This is a genomic window from Paenibacillus periandrae (assembly GCF_022458865.1).
Lineage (GTDB): Bacteria > Bacillota > Bacilli > Paenibacillales > NBRC-103111 > Paenibacillus_S > Paenibacillus_S periandrae.
Genome location: NZ_JAJNMU010000005.1, coordinates 198,745 through 212,799, shown reverse-complemented (window position 1 = coordinate 212,799; position 14,055 = coordinate 198,745). Strand labels below are relative to the sequence as shown.

Here is a 14,055-nt window from a genome sequence, read left to right as displayed (position 1 = left end):
TGTGAGGCAATAGAGGCATATAAAAGGAGTTCACCGATGAGTAAACGAAGCTTTAGAGACTATACATTAAGTGAAGATATTGTACGGGCATTGGAAAGCCTTGGTTATGAGGAGCCAACTGATGTTCAAAGCCAGGTGATCCCGATTGCGTTGACGAAGCAGGATCTTGCTGTGAAGTCCCAGACGGGCAGTGGGAAAACGGCAGCATTCGGGATTCCGATCTGTGAAATGGTAGAGTGGGAGGAGAACAGGCCGCAGGCGTTAATTTTGACACCGACGCGGGAGCTTGCCGATCAGGTGAAGCAGGATATAACCAATATCGGCCGGTTCAAACGGATTAAAGCGGCCGCGTTATACGGCAAGCAGCCCTTTGCCAAGCAGCAGCTTGAATTAAATCAAAAGTGTCACGTGGTTGTCGGTACCCCGGGACGAGTGATGGATCATATCAAAAGAGGAACGCTCGATCTGGAGCGGCTTGAATTTTTGGTCATTGACGAAGCGGATGAGATGCTCAGAATGGGTTTTATCGATCAGGTGGAAGCGATTATTGATGAGCTGCCAGAGTATCGGATCACACTGTTATTTTCGGCTACTTTACCTAAAGACGTGGAGAAGCTGTGTCACCAATATATGAAAAATCCCATCGACATCGAGATTCAGACTGCGGTAACGACAGCAGATCAGATCGAGCATTCACTGTTTATGGTGAAAGAGGAGCATAAGTTTAAGCTGTTGAAAAACGTGATTATCGTGGAAAATCCCGATAGCTGTATGATCTTCTGCCGTACTCAGGTGCATGTGGACGAGGTGTGCGAGCAGCTGGAGCGGGCTGATTATACGTGTGATAAAATTCATGGCGGGATGCTGCAGGATGATCGCTTCAAGGTAATGAATGCGTTCAAAAGAGGCGAATTCCGTTATTTGGTCGCGACCGACGTAGCGGCGAGAGGCATCGACGTCGATAATATCACACACGTCATCAACTATGACCTGCCTATGGAAAAAGCCAGCTATGTGCATCGGACAGGAAGAACCGGCCGCGCAGGCAAAACCGGTAAAGCGATCAGTCTGGTCACGCCTCATGAGGAGCGGTTTCTTGCAGATATCCAGGGCTACATTGGATTCGAGATACCGCAAAGGGAAGCTCCTTCGGCAGAAGAAGTCGACCTTGCCCGCGAAGCCTTTGAAGCGAAAATGCAGACCCAGCCTGAGCTTAAGGCGGATCGAAACGAGCAGCTGAACAAGGGGATTTTGAAGCTGTACTTTAATGGAGGCAAGAAGAAAAAGCTCAGAGCGGTCGATTTTGTCGGAACGCTTGCCAAAATTGAAGGGGTTACTGTGGCGGATATCGGCATTATTACGATTCAGGATAATGTGACGTATGTCGATATATTGAATGGAAAGGGCCCGCTCGTACTCAGAACGATGAAGAATACGACGATTAAAGGGAAGCAGCTTAAGGTACATGAAGCTTTTAAGTAAGAGGCACATATATTCAGCCGGCAAGCAGGAGGTCAGGGAATTCCCTTGCCCCTGCTTTTCTTGTATTCACCGGTTATTTTAGTCAAAATAATTACAATTCGGTCAAACCTCTGCATGTTTTAGTGAAATGGGATCCTCCATAATGAAGATAACTTAGTTGATCAACTAAAAAAAAGCTGCTTATGGAAAGGAGATGTTTCATTGTATTCCAACACGGCTATCGATCTGCAGGCAAGAAAATCAAAAGCCAGCAACAATCGGCTTCGCCGGATTGAAACGATGACGGGTTATGTATTTGTGGGACCGATGCTTCTCGGTGTTCTCGTACTGGTTATGGTGCCAGTTATCGCCTCACTGTTATTAAGCTTTGCCGACTGGAATTTTGTAGCGGGCATCGATCAAATGAAATTTGTAGGATTAGGCAACTTTAAAAGATTAGAGGCCGATCCGATTTTTTGGAAATCGATTATGAATAATATGCTTTTTATCCTGATCGTTCCCTTGACAATGATCCTTGCTCTGCTGCTGGCAGTTGTGATCAATAAATCGGTTTATGGCAAGGACTTATTTAAAATCATTTATTTTATGCCTTATATTTCGAGTATTGTCGCTATTGGTATCGTCTGGCAAGTATTATTTCATCCGAGCCACGGTCCGGTTAACCAAATGCTGATTGCGATGGGTGTTTCCAATCCTCCCAAATGGCTGGCCGATGTGAATTATGCGCTTCCTTCTCTCATGGGAATTATGACTTGGGCAGGAATCGGGTTTAACTTGATTATTTATATGGCCGGACTGCAGTCGATCCCCAAGGATCTTTACGAAGCAGCGGAGATGGATGGTGCCAGCCCGTGGGTACAGCTGACTCGTATTACAATTCCTATGCTCTCGCCGACATCGTTCTTTTTACTTGTGACGGGTATTATCGGTTCCTTCAAGGTGTTTAATATTATTAGTGTTTTGACGCAGGGAGGGCCGGCGCGGTCAACCTCGGTTCTCGTATATTACTTGTACGAAACCGCTTTCATTAATTTGAATATCGGATATGCATCGGCAATGGCATTGGTGCTCTTCGTGTTTGTCCTGCTTATCACGCTTATCCAGTGGTACGGGCAAAAGAAGTGGGTTTACTATTAAGGGAGTGAAGGCATGACAAAGCTCAATCCAACGAAATTGATGATCACCGTGATCATGTCTTGTTTAGGAATCGCATTTATGCTGCCGTTTATATGGATGCTTTCAGCTTCATTAAAGCCGGAAGCGGATGTGTTCAATTATCCGGTTGAATGGATTCCCCGCCACTGGAATGCGATAAACAATTATAAAGCCGTGTGGCTGGGGAAATCCCCCTTTCCGCTTTTTTACTGGAACTCTCTGAAAATAACCTGCATCACGACATGTGTTTCCATTGTAGTTTCCTGCATGGCAGGCTACGGTTTTTCCAAAATCGATTTTAAAGGCAAAGGTGCGGTTTTCCTCATGCTGCTATGCACCTACATGATTCCGCACGAAGCCATTCTGGTTCCCCAGTTCATCTTTTACCGCTGGTTGCAATTGTTTGACAGCCATACGGGACTTATTCTGCTTGGCAGCTTTAGCGTGCTCGGAACATTTTTGCTAAGGCAGTTTTTTCTGGGAATCAACAAGGAGCTTATGGAGTCAGCCAAGCTTGACGGTGCAGGGCATTATCGGACATTTGTTTATATTGGGATACCGCTTGTTCGTCCAGCGATCGCGACCTATGCGATTTTGCGGTTTATATGGAGTTGGAATGACTATCAGAACCCGCTTATTTTTCTTCGCTCTCAGCATTTGTATACGCTGCAATTAGGCATTCAGTCGTTTGCCGACGAAAATGGACAATTTTATTCACTCATTATGGCGGGTACCGTTTCAGCGATTATTCCACTGCTCGTTATTTTCGTTATTGGACAGAAGCAGGTTATTGAAGGCATATCTCTTGGTGGCGTTAAAGGGTAAACATTCGAACGATATGGGGGAAATATCATGACAATAAAATGGCTAACGATACCATTAACCGTAATACTTGCTTGTGGCTCTATGCTGGGCTGTTCTTCCGGACCAAGTGCACAGGATCCGAATAAAAAGACAGACAACCCGTCTGAAAAAAAGCCAGTCGTCATTAAGCTGCACAGCTGGTACACTAATGAGAGGGAAGCGATTAACAAAGCGGTTGACGCTTTTAATGCCAAGAATCCCGACATTAAGCTGGAGTACGAATTTCTTACTGAAAGTGCGATTGATGCTATGAAAAAGCTCGATTTATTGGCTGCTTCAGGTGAGCAATTAGATATTTTTGTACTCAATAGCTCAAGTGCTTATTCACAGCGTATTGGCATGGGAATGCTCGAGCCGCTTGATGAATATATGAAAAAGGAAGGCCTTAACTACGACGACGAGTATATGCTGGACATGAAGTTTAATGGGAAATATTATGCCATTCCTGGAAAATACAGTGCAAAGCTGGTACTGTTGAATAAAGATTACCTGGATGCGGCCGGACTCCCCGTGCCGAAGGATTGGACCTGGGATGAGTACATGGATTACGCCAAGAAGCTGACGAAGGGCGAGGGTGTGAAAAAGGTATACGGGGGCCATTTCCATAATACATTGCTGAACCCTGTGCTATCGAATCAGCCGCAGGAAAACGGGATGTACAAAAAAGACGGGACGCCCAATGTGGATAACGCCCGGACGAGGAAATCGCTGGAGTTGATGTGGAAGGCGCAGCAAATCGATAAAACAGCAATGCCTTATGCGGACATTATCGCACAAAAGCTGGATAACCGTGCGGCTTTCATGAAAGGCAACATTGCTATGGTGTTTGACGGGTCCTGGCTGGTGAAGGAATCCGGAGGTACGGCTCAATTGCCTGCAACCTTCAAAACGGTATACGCCCCTTATCCGAAGTTTTCCAAGGATGATACGAGTGGATATACAGGAGTTAACGGAGATTTCATCGCTATATCCTCCAAGTCGAAGCATAAAGAAGAAGCTTATAAGGCAGCGCGCTTTTTATCGACGGAAGGGCTGGTTCTGCAAGGCAAGGAGTTTCCCGCCTGGAAGAAAGCGGACAAATCCAAGCTTGTCGATACGGTTATGAGCAATGTGGCCCAGCCACAATTTATGGATAAGGAATCGCTGCTGCATGTAATGAATACATTTAAATTTGCTGAGCTGGATATGCCTCCTACCTATAGTGCGGAAGCAGCGAAAGCCTTCAATGGGGAAACGGAAAAGTTCCTGCTCGGTGTTCAGGATCTCAACACGACGATTTCCCAGGGGACCGAAGCGCTGAACAAAATTGCAGCAGCAAACAAAAAGTAATGGATGATAGATGAGGATCAAGGAGATGATGGCTCCTCGGTCCTTTTCTTAACAACGGAAAAGAAGTGAATATATGAACGGTTGGGCACACATCCTTAACGTCAAGTCATTTAGGCAAAAATTGCTCGTTTCCTCGATCCTTTGTTTGATTGTCCCGATGGTCATCGCAGTGCTCATTTCCAACTATATTACGAAGGATGTGCTGAAGGAGCAAGCGGTTGCCAATACGGAGCAAACCTTATATACATTGGATATTTATGTTACGAATCTGATCAACAACCTGATCTACACCACGAATGTCATACAGTTCGATAATGAGGTTACAACGATTTTGAATGACACGATGACAGACAAGGGATCTGCAGCCCGATTTTTTCAGCTCAAGAGGATGAATGAGAAATTCGCCAACGTGGAGACGGCTGCGAGCAATCCCATCTATTTGGCCGTTATAGATACATCTGGAACCGCTTACTCCAACTATTCTGAATTTCAGGATTACGATCCATTGAATTTCACTCGCCTGGATTGGTTTCGCCAATTGGAGAATAGAGATGCGTTGGAAACGTATTGGGTGGGGACACAGCCCAACTATATTGTTTCCAGTGCTGGCAAAAGTCCATATCTGATCACGATTGCCCGTACGATTCGAAATTCCTCCAGAACGAGCGGCTATATTATCGCCAGCATGTTCGAAACGGATATTCATCATATATTTCAGAATTACAGCAGCTCACAAGAGATTATGCTGGTGAATAGTAAGGGAGCCGTGCTATCACATACCAACCCTGCACGAATCGGTACAACGTTTCCGTATATGAACCAGATCGGGGATGAGGGCGAGGGACCCGTCATCGTTAAGGAACAGGACAAGGATTTTTTGCTGGTCAAGCATAAGCTGTCTTTTTCGGATTGGTATTTGGTCAGCATGGTGCCTTATAAAGAAGCGATCGATACGATCAGTCGTGTCCATCAAAATGTTTTGCTGCTGACGATCACCTGTTTTGCCGTATTTCTTATCATTTTGCTGTATCTGATGAACCAGTTGACCAAGCCCATCAAGCTGTTGGGTAAGGTGGCAGCCAAGGTGCGTTCCGGGAATTTAACGGTAAGGTCGAATATTTTAACACAGGATGAAATTGGAGAATTCGCCCAATCCTTCGACCATATGCTCGATCGTATCCAGCTCATGATCGGACAAATTACGTTGGAGCAGACACGCAAGCGGACAGCAGAGCTCGAAATGCTCCAGGCTCAGGTGAATCCTCATATCCTGTTCAATACGATTAATTCCGTGCGAATGAAAATCTGGATGAAGGGTGACCGGGAAAATGCTGAACTGCTCAGCTCCTTATCCTCGTTTATGCGGATGACGATCAATCGCAACAATGAGTATATTTCCTTGCATGACGAGCTTGAGCTGATCTCCAACTACGTCCTGCTGGTCAATTTCCGGCATAAGGAGCCTATTGTCTTGGAGCTTAGTCCTGCCTCGGAGACATTATTGGAGGAAATTCCGCGTTTCTCCATTCAGCCTTTTGTAGAAAATGCTATCCTTCACGGGCTAAGGCATAAAGGTGGTACCGTTCGGGTCGCGAGCTGGAAGGATTCCAAAGGATTAGCTATAACCGTAGAGGACAATGGGGATGGAATGGGGCGGGAGGTGCTGGGTAGGCTGCGGAAGAAATTGTATTCCGGTATGGATGCGGAAGAGAGCGGTTCTAGTCACACGGATATCTCGGGAATCGGATTAAAAAATGCATATGAACGTCTGCAGCTCATATACGGTTGTAGCAGCACTTTAGCTATAGAAAGTGAGGAAGGTTTCGGAACCAAGATCAGCATTTATATTCCAGGAAGCCATCGAAGGGAGGGGAAATCGTATGTATAAGGTCATGTTGGTTGATGATGATTACCCCGTACTGGAATATTTGGAGCAAATCATACCATGGGATGAGCTTGGCTTGCTCATGCAGGGCATGTATGATAACCCCCTTGAAGCACTTGAACATGCAAAGGCAGAAATGCCCGACATTCTGATTACGGACATCGGTATGCCGCAAATATCGGGTATCGAGTTAATCAGACAGCTAAAGGAGCTGAACGGAGAGCTCTGCACCATCATCCTCTCCTGCTACAACGACTTTCATTACGCACAACAGGCTGTGAAGCTGAACGTTCAGGATTACATGCTGAAGGAAAGCATATCTCCCGACTCGATAACGATCCAGCTGCAGCAGCTTTGTGGGCGCCTGGATGCGGTAAGGGAAAGTCGGAAACAGAGAAAACAGCTGCAGCATATTCTACATGACAATAAGGCGGAGCTGAAGCAAAAATTTTTGTTAGGCACTATGAATAATCAGATATGGCATCAGGAAGAGTGGTTGGATACGCTCAGGCAGTATGGCATTAACTATGAAGCTCACCCTTACTTGCTTGTGCTTTACCACATCGAACAGCATGCGCAAACGAAAAAGAATTTGAATATGTGTGATGACATGCTGATGTATGCGGTGGACAATGTGATGGATGAAATGTTGGAGAAGGTGGAGGGAGCGATCAGCTTTCGCTACAGTATCAAGTCAGGATTCTTATTCATCCCCTGCCGCCTGACGGTGAAGGAAAACGGATACAGCTTGGTGCACGATACTCTCAAGCAGGTTCAGGATTCACTTGCCAAATATTTAAGGGTCCAGGTCTCATTTTATCTAGGTGAACGATCAGGACAACCGCATCAGCTCAAAGCTAGCCTGCTCAAGCTATTACATATGCTCGATCATCGTTTTTATTTGCCGCAAGGGTATATAGGTGTTATTAAGGAAGAGGAGTTTTCAAAAGCAGATTTGTTTACCTGCTTTTCCGAGGCGCTTGAGGAAATCAAACAGCTAATTTTGCAGGAGGATGTCCAGGGCATGGAGGAGGCGGCTTCCAGATGGATGTCCTTTGTAGAGAAAGAACGGTTCCCCCCGGATATGGTCAAAGAATGGGCATTGAAGCTGCTTCTGGATATGCGAGTTAAATTCAAATCACTGCAAAAATTCCAAACCAACTATTCCGTTGAGGTTCTCCACAGCACGATGAGCGAGATCGATCATACGAAACAATTGAAAAGCTGGATGTTAGTGCATTTGGAAGAGATGCTTTCGCAAATGGGTACTATATTCCAACAATCCAAGCGGGGGGAAATCAGTGAAGCGCAGCGATACGTTCAGGATCATCTGCATCACAAAATAACGCTAGAGGAGGTAGCCGATTACCTGCACTTGAATTCCTCCTACTTCAGCAGATTGTATAAGAAGGAAACGGGCTTGACCTTTATTGAATATGTGATCCAAACCAAGATGAATAAGGCCAAAGAGCTGTTGGATAACACGGACAAAACGGTGGAAGAAATCTCTTATACGTTGGGCTACGACAATAAGCGTTACTTTATTCAGCTATTCAAAAATGAAATCGGTGTGCCCCCACTGATCTATAGCCGGGGCTGCGATACGAGGAGGAGCAAACCATGATTTACTTTGACGAGAAGAGATATATTCAGTCGGTTCTGGCAAAAACTACACGTGAGTTTGATTATCATCAGGTGTTGGACACAGGGAAGTGGCTGGAATGGCAGCAGGCTTTTCGCAATAAACTGGCTGAGATCACAGGCCTTGAGCAAATCAGACGACAATCAGCCGGCGTCCCGTTATCGCCGCGAGTAACGGAAATCGTCGAGTTTCCTGATTATGTACGGGAGAAGATCTATATCACAAGTGAAACGGATATCGAAGTACCATTCTATCTTCTGCTGCCGAAGAATATGGTAAAGCCGGTGCCCTTAGCGATTTGTGCGCATGGGCATGGGAGACGCGGCAAGGAGGACTATGCGGGTAACTTTGAGAGCCCGGAGGCTCGGGAAGAGGCCGTACACCAGGATCGGGATTTAGCGGAGCAAGCGGTTGCGCGGGGCTATGCGGCTATTGTACCGGAAGTGCGCGGGTTCTGGGAGATGGCCCGGCAGGAGGATATGGACGAAGGGAAAAGCAAATCCTGTGATGATCTGCAGCGGATATCACTCATGTTTGGCCGTTCCTTAATTGGGGAGCGGGTTCATGACTTCAGCAAGGTGCTGGATTATGCGGCGACTCGCACGGAGCTGGATATGGACAAGGTTATGATAACGGGCAATTCCAGTGGAGGTGCGGTGTGCGTATTTACAGCAGCTCTGGATGAACGTATTCGCTTGGTAGCACCTGGCTGTTATTTTTGTACGTTTGAGCATTCGGTGGTTTCGGTCCATCATTGTATCTGCAATGCCGTTCCCGGTATGATGCAGGTCGGAGAGATGTACGATGTGATAGGGTTGATTGCTCCCCGTCCTGTGCTGATGATCAACGGCGAATCCGACCCGCTGTTTCCAATAGAGGGTGTACATATTTCCTTCGAGCATGTTCAAAGCATATATGAGCAATTCGGTGCAGCTGACCGATGCGAGCTGTTTGTAGGAGACGGGGGACACCGTTACTTTAAAGACCGTGTATGGGATTTTGTCAGAGAGCACTGGGGTGCTTGAGCTGAAGCTATCTCGCGTCCTGGCAGCTCCTGCTTGTGCAGAAGCTGCAATAAGACTGCCGGTATTTTCCCGGCAGTCTGGTAGAAAGAGTTTCTTGGAGCAAGCATCGGCTGCATCGGAAGCGGTAAGGCATTACCCCAGCTTTGGATTCTCTGTATCGTATCTAAATAGCTAGCGGTATACCACTGCCAGCTCCACTGCAGAGCGATTAGCTGCTAGGTAAGGTCGCTGGTTCCACTACGACTTGAGGGACAGGAGCAGGCTTCGACTTGTCGTCCGACACGGGTGGTAGTGGTGCAACGGCAGGGGCTGATCTTGGTGTGTCTTCTAACAGCATTGGCTTCTGTGCTGCGGCAGGTGCTGGAGCCGGTCTCGACTTCTCGCCGGACACGGCTGGCTCCGGTACAGCAACAGCTGCTTGCCTCGGTTTATCATCCAACACCGCTGGCTGCCTTACAGATGCGACAGGTTTTGGCTTGTCTTCCTGAACCGCTGGTTCCTGACTTGTGGATGCGAACAGCATCGGCTTCTCTTCCGATCCCGTTGGCTGCTGTCTTGCAGGGGCGGCCGTTCGTGGCTTATCGTCCACTATGGTAGGCTGCGCTTCACTGGGAGCGGTAAGCGTTGGTGTTGGCTTGTCGTCCAGCGCCGTTGGTGGTGTCCCTATCGAAGCAGATCCTCCTAGCTTCTCTTCGTTAGCTGGCGGCTTCGAATCCGTTGCAGCCGACTGTTTGACTTTTTCTTCGGAGATTGTTGTACTCACCGATTGTGAGGCTGTCTCGCTTGTCTTGGGATTGGTTAGCGTACAGCCACTAATGAAGATTATGGCCGCTATCCCAAGGAAAGACCAGCGGTACGAATTGGATTTAAACTGTTTGATCATCGTAATTCTCCTTTGCAGCTGTGCTTTGCTGCCTGTAAGATTGACGTTCCCTGCGACTCTTGCCGGCTGCGAGAAATTTTCTAATAATTTGATGAGGGTATGTCCATAATCCTGGCTTTTGTCAGGAGCAAGGTAACTGAGCGCAAGCGCGTCGCTGGCGATTTCCTGATCTTCCCGCATTCGACGATAGGCATACCACAGGACGGGATTGAACCAATGAATAATTAGCAAAATATGCATGAACCAATTAACCGCAATATCATTTCGCTTGCTATGGGCCAATTCATGCAGGAACACATGCTGCAATTGCTCGTCATTCAAATGATTTATTGTAGCTTGAGGCATGATCAATTGCGGTTTGATCATACCAAAAAGGGTCGGTGTAGACGTACTGGGGGATTCCACCAGAGCAATCGGTTTATGAATCGACATCATTTGTTTACATTGATCAAAAAGCTCCAGTATTCTTGCATTGGTTATCGTAACCGTCTCTTTGCTCATCTGTTGGGCAAAGCTTCTATTGATCCGAATTGTGTACGCCCCCAATACACACACACCAATCAGCCATACCACGAAAACATTTCGGTACATCGTTTGGACAGCGGTTTTTTCCGGTAGTGCAGCTTCTGCAGATCTTTCTTCCTGATTGACATGGACGTTAGAGTGAACGGAATCCGTATAACCGATCCAATTATAAATACTGAATTCGCTCTCTGGGCCCCATGGCAGCATTAATCGGACTATTACGAGCAGCCACATCAAGTAATGCCATCTTGGTTTCAACCGATTCTTGAGCACACGCTGCATCACAATAATCAGTACAACCAAGACACTTGCCATGATCGAGACCGACCATACCCAATCGAACAGCTTGATAAGCTGCTCCGTTATTTGATTCACATTCACCCTTCCCTTTCTCTTTTGTACTCACTTCTAATGCGATAATGGCGGGCTTGATGCTTGCCTGCAGCTTGTTCATTTTGTTTTATCATCAAGGATGCTTTTCAATTCTTTAATATCTTCGGCAGAGAGCTTGTCTTCTTTCAAAAAGTTAACCAGCATCGGTTTAAAGGCACCGCCGTAAATCCTTTTCAGAAAAGACTCCGTTTCGTACCTTACACATTCGTCCTCGGTTACGAGCGGGAAATAGGCGTACACCTTATTTTCCTGCGAATACGAAATAGCTTGTTTTTGGGCCAGTCTGTTTAACAGCGTTCTTACCGTCTTTGGTTTCCAATCGGTTTGATCTTCCAGAGCCTCGATGACCTCGTTGGCCGTACGCGGTGTCTTGGCCCAGAGTACTTTCATGACTTCCCATTCCGCATCGGATATTTGGGGGACATTTGCCATAGGCTTACCTCCTGACTATTGTGGATTACATGTGTAATACAATAATCATATTACAGATGTAATCCACAGTTGTCAACTATAAATTCAAATACTTGAAGGAATCAGCCTCGCAGGTATTTTAAATTGGGAAGACGTGATAAAATAGAGCCTCAGGAGACACAGTCGCTGTCTGAATAAGCAATGAGGAAAGGTGGAGAAGCGTGACGGTCTCATTTTATCAAATCATGTCAGTTGTATGCATAGCCGTCATGCTGCTAGCAATGCTGTTAATTGTAACCTCCAGCCTGTTGAATGGAATTACGCCGATGCCTTCATCGCTTCAGGTCCGCCGCACGGTAGCCGCCGAAATCAACCGATGTTCCGGACAAGGTTCGATTGTTGAAGCTGGCTCGGGTTGGGGAACGCTCGCACTGCATCTGGTCAAGCATTGTCCCGGTTGGCGGCTGATTGGCATTGAAAATTCGCTCATTCCGCTATGGAGCTCGCGGTTGATCGGTCGCCTGACAGCCCGAGACCTGAATAGAGACAGATTGACTTTTAGCTATGGAAATATATATGGATATTCCTATGATCATACGGATATCGTGGTCTGCTATTTATACCCCGGCGCCATGAGACGTCTGAGTACAATCCTTCAGGAGCGGCTGGCACCGGGAGCGCTGGTGATTAGCGTCTGCTTTGCGATGCCAGGCTGGGAGCCTGATCGGATGATCACCTGTAAGGACCTATATCGAACCAAGGTTTATGTGTACAGCCGTAAGTAGAGGTATTATAAAAAAGCATCAATAGTTGGTCTTGAAATACCTGAGATAAGCTGATAATGTAAAAATAACAATTGCATATAGCTCTTATCCAGAGTTCGGTGGAGGGACTGGCCCTATGAAACCGCGGCAACCGACTTGCTACAAGCACGGTGCAAATTCCTGCAAAGTTCATTCTTTGCGAAGATGAGAGGGAGAAGCACGGTAAGAGTCTTGACTGTAGAGCCCCCTTTCATAGGGGGTTTTTTGTTGATTTTGAACAATTTTAGGAGGGATTTATGTGGCAATACGAACTAGAGTTGCTTGTGTGGCTGTCAGGAATAGTAGCATAGTACTCATGGAAAAAAAGATTCCGAGCTATTTTAATTACCAGCAATTAACCCCTCCTGGCGGTGGTGTCGAATTGCATGAAACTTTGGAGGATGCTTGCATCAGAGAAATGGATGAGGAAACCGGTCTATGTATGGAAAGGCCAATGTTAAGAGGCATTGTTTCTTATATCAATCATGCAAATCAGGATCATGCTGTGACTGCTTTTTTTGTAACACATCATGTTCTTGGAGAGCTGATGACGAAGGAGCCTGAAAAGCATATTCCGCACTGGGTGGCGCTAAGCGATCTTAAGCTTAACGAGAAGGTGCCTGATTACTACAAGGAATGTATTCGTATTCTGGTAGCGGAGCAAACATTTCTTAATGCGAGATTCGAGTGGAATAAACCCGGCACGACTGACAAGTTTACATGGACGATTATGTGATGCTGCTGGGCAAAACCCACCAACTTTCAGCCAGCTTTCAGCTTCATATGGTATGTTCAAAGCAGCATATAATCGTAAGCAGCGGAGGGTGGGAGCGGGGCTCATATGAGAGAAAAGGTGATTCGATGGACGATGATCATGGGCTTGGTATCGGGGCTGTTGTGGGTAGGCGGGCTTGTATTTGCGATGCAGGATTACTTCACAGGTGCAGCGGTCGTGCAGCCTCCACCAGCACCTATAGAGCAGCCAGCAGCAGCGATTCCGGTATTAGCTCCCGTTGCAGTTAAGGAGGGCACCTTCCGGGTGCTGGCACTTGGCGACTCCTTGACCAAAGGGACGGGGGACCCGGAGCGGAAGGGATATGTCGGACATGCTGTAGCGGATATGAAGGCCAAGTCAGGCAAAGAGATTGTGTTGGAAAATCTCGGGATAGATGGACAAACCTCTACACAATTGGCGGCGTATCTTGGACAAGCACCCGTTCAGGCTCAGGTTAAGGCGGCTGATATTATTCTCGTCAGCATAGGCGGGAATGATCTGTTCCGCGGCGGACAGGCAATGGGGGATTTATCGGAGAACCGAATCAAAGAAACCGAGGACGCGTATTTGCCTCAGCTCGATGGTATTTTGCAGCAGCTGCGGGAGCACAATCCTACAGCGAGAATTTTCATCATTGGTTTGTACAACCCATTCAGTGAATTGAAGGATAGCGCCACAACGAACAAAGTCGTGAGGGACTGGAATTATAAATCATCAGAAATTGCTGGCAAATATACGTTAACTGTGCTGGTGCCGACCTTTGATTTATTTCAATTGAAGGTACAGGATTATTTGGCCAAAGACCTGTTCCATCCGAATGCAGCCGGCTACCGATTAATCGGGGACCGATTGGCTTCGCTAATTACGTGGTAGGGGGTGGGGA

General features: G+C 46.8%; 12 protein-coding genes and 1 riboswitch. Of the genes, 10 read left to right on the top strand and 2 right to left on the bottom strand.

The features are described from left to right. Window positions 1–36: 36 nt before the first annotated feature. The 7 genes from LRL21_RS09955 to LRL21_RS09925 all read left to right on the top strand — a co-directional run bounded on the left by LRL21_RS09955 (window position 37) and on the right by LRL21_RS09925 (window position 9,382). A complete protein-coding gene (locus LRL21_RS09955; protein WP_240415625.1) occupies window positions 37–1,482 on the top strand; it encodes a DEAD/DEAH box helicase in 1,446 nt (481 codons plus the stop codon). Window positions 1,483–1,761: 279 nt separating this feature from the next. After that, window positions 1,762–2,619: a carbohydrate ABC transporter permease gene (locus LRL21_RS09950; RefSeq protein ID WP_240415815.1), complete on the top strand. Its 858-nt coding sequence runs from the start codon at window positions 1,762–1,764 to the stop codon at window positions 2,617–2,619. Between the two features lie 12 nt (window positions 2,620–2,631). Continuing rightward, entirely contained in the window at window positions 2,632–3,462 is an 831-nt protein-coding gene (locus LRL21_RS09945) for a carbohydrate ABC transporter permease (protein WP_240415624.1), read from the top strand. 27 nt (window positions 3,463–3,489) lie between these two features. Then, on the top strand, window positions 3,490–4,830 hold the full coding sequence (locus LRL21_RS09940) for an ABC transporter substrate-binding protein (protein ID WP_240415623.1): 1,341 nt from the start codon (window positions 3,490–3,492) through the stop codon (window positions 4,828–4,830). 73 nt (window positions 4,831–4,903) lie between these two features. Continuing rightward, the gene (locus LRL21_RS09935) at window positions 4,904–6,718 is read left to right on the top strand and encodes a sensor histidine kinase (RefSeq protein ID WP_240415622.1); all 1,815 of its coding nucleotides are present in this window, start codon (window positions 4,904–4,906) and stop codon (window positions 6,716–6,718) included. Next, window positions 6,711–8,339 carry a response regulator transcription factor gene (locus LRL21_RS09930; protein ID WP_240415621.1) on the top strand — a complete coding sequence of 543 codons (1,629 nt, stop codon included), beginning with the start codon at window positions 6,711–6,713 and terminating at the stop codon, window positions 8,337–8,339. Before LRL21_RS09935 ends, LRL21_RS09930 begins: the two co-directional genes overlap by 8 nt. Then, window positions 8,336–9,382, top strand: a complete 1,047-nt coding sequence (locus LRL21_RS09925) for an alpha/beta hydrolase family protein (RefSeq protein ID WP_240415620.1) — start codon at window positions 8,336–8,338, stop codon at window positions 9,380–9,382. The genes LRL21_RS09930 and LRL21_RS09925 overlap by 4 nt, the downstream gene beginning before the upstream one ends. 208 nt (window positions 9,383–9,590) lie before the next feature. Here the strand turns inward: LRL21_RS09925 and LRL21_RS09920 are convergent, their stop codons facing one another. Together LRL21_RS09920 and blaI are read right to left on the bottom strand one after the other, a co-directional pair. Beyond that, window positions 9,591–11,165, bottom strand: coding sequence for a M56 family metallopeptidase (locus tag LRL21_RS09920; RefSeq protein WP_240415619.1), 1,575 nt, complete (start codon window positions 11,163–11,165; stop codon window positions 9,591–9,593). Between the two features lie 75 nt (window positions 11,166–11,240). Then, entirely contained in the window at window positions 11,241–11,615 is a 375-nt protein-coding gene (gene blaI, locus LRL21_RS09915) for a penicillinase repressor BlaI (protein ID WP_240415618.1), read from the bottom strand. A 224-nt stretch (window positions 11,616–11,839) separates the two neighbouring features. Between blaI and LRL21_RS09910 the strand changes: the two genes are divergently transcribed. From LRL21_RS09910 to LRL21_RS09900, 3 genes are all read left to right on the top strand, one after another. Continuing rightward, the gene (locus LRL21_RS09910) at window positions 11,840–12,379 is read left to right on the top strand and encodes a class I SAM-dependent methyltransferase (protein ID WP_240415617.1); all 540 of its coding nucleotides are present in this window, start codon (window positions 11,840–11,842) and stop codon (window positions 12,377–12,379) included. Window positions 12,380–12,460: 81 nt separating this feature from the next. Continuing rightward, window positions 12,461–12,569, top strand: a riboswitch (SAM riboswitch). An 87-nt stretch (window positions 12,570–12,656) separates the two neighbouring features. Next, window positions 12,657–13,133: an NUDIX domain-containing protein gene (locus LRL21_RS09905; RefSeq protein ID WP_240415616.1), complete on the top strand. Its 477-nt coding sequence runs from the start codon at window positions 12,657–12,659 to the stop codon at window positions 13,131–13,133. A gap of 105 nt (window positions 13,134–13,238) precedes the next feature. Continuing rightward, on the top strand, window positions 13,239–14,045 hold the full coding sequence (locus tag LRL21_RS09900) for a GDSL-type esterase/lipase family protein (protein WP_240415615.1): 807 nt from the start codon (window positions 13,239–13,241) through the stop codon (window positions 14,043–14,045). Window positions 14,046–14,055 lie beyond the last annotated feature (10 nt).

Excerpts from the sequence above, each read along its gene's own strand:
- LRL21_RS09955 (WP_240415625.1), top strand. The coding sequence starts at position 37 with ATGAGTAAACGAAGCTTTAGAGACTATACATTAAGTGAAGATATTGTA.
- LRL21_RS09900 (WP_240415615.1), top strand. The coding sequence starts at position 13,239 with ATGAGAGAAAAGGTGATTCGATGGACGATGATCATGGGCTTGGTATCG.
- LRL21_RS09930 (WP_240415621.1), top strand. The coding sequence starts at position 6,711 with ATGTATAAGGTCATGTTGGTTGATGATGATTACCCCGTACTGGAATAT.
- LRL21_RS09940 (WP_240415623.1), top strand. The coding sequence starts at position 3,490 with ATGACAATAAAATGGCTAACGATACCATTAACCGTAATACTTGCTTGT.
- LRL21_RS09910 (WP_240415617.1), top strand. The coding sequence starts at position 11,840 with ATGTCAGTTGTATGCATAGCCGTCATGCTGCTAGCAATGCTGTTAATT.
- LRL21_RS09950 (WP_240415815.1), top strand. The coding sequence starts at position 1,762 with ATGACGGGTTATGTATTTGTGGGACCGATGCTTCTCGGTGTTCTCGTA.
- LRL21_RS09925 (WP_240415620.1), top strand. The coding sequence starts at position 8,336 with ATGATTTACTTTGACGAGAAGAGATATATTCAGTCGGTTCTGGCAAAA.
- LRL21_RS09935 (WP_240415622.1), top strand. The coding sequence starts at position 4,904 with ATGAACGGTTGGGCACACATCCTTAACGTCAAGTCATTTAGGCAAAAA.
- LRL21_RS09945 (WP_240415624.1), top strand. The coding sequence starts at position 2,632 with ATGACAAAGCTCAATCCAACGAAATTGATGATCACCGTGATCATGTCT.
- blaI (WP_240415618.1), bottom strand. The coding sequence starts at position 11,615 with ATGGCAAATGTCCCCCAAATATCCGATGCGGAATGGGAAGTCATGAAA.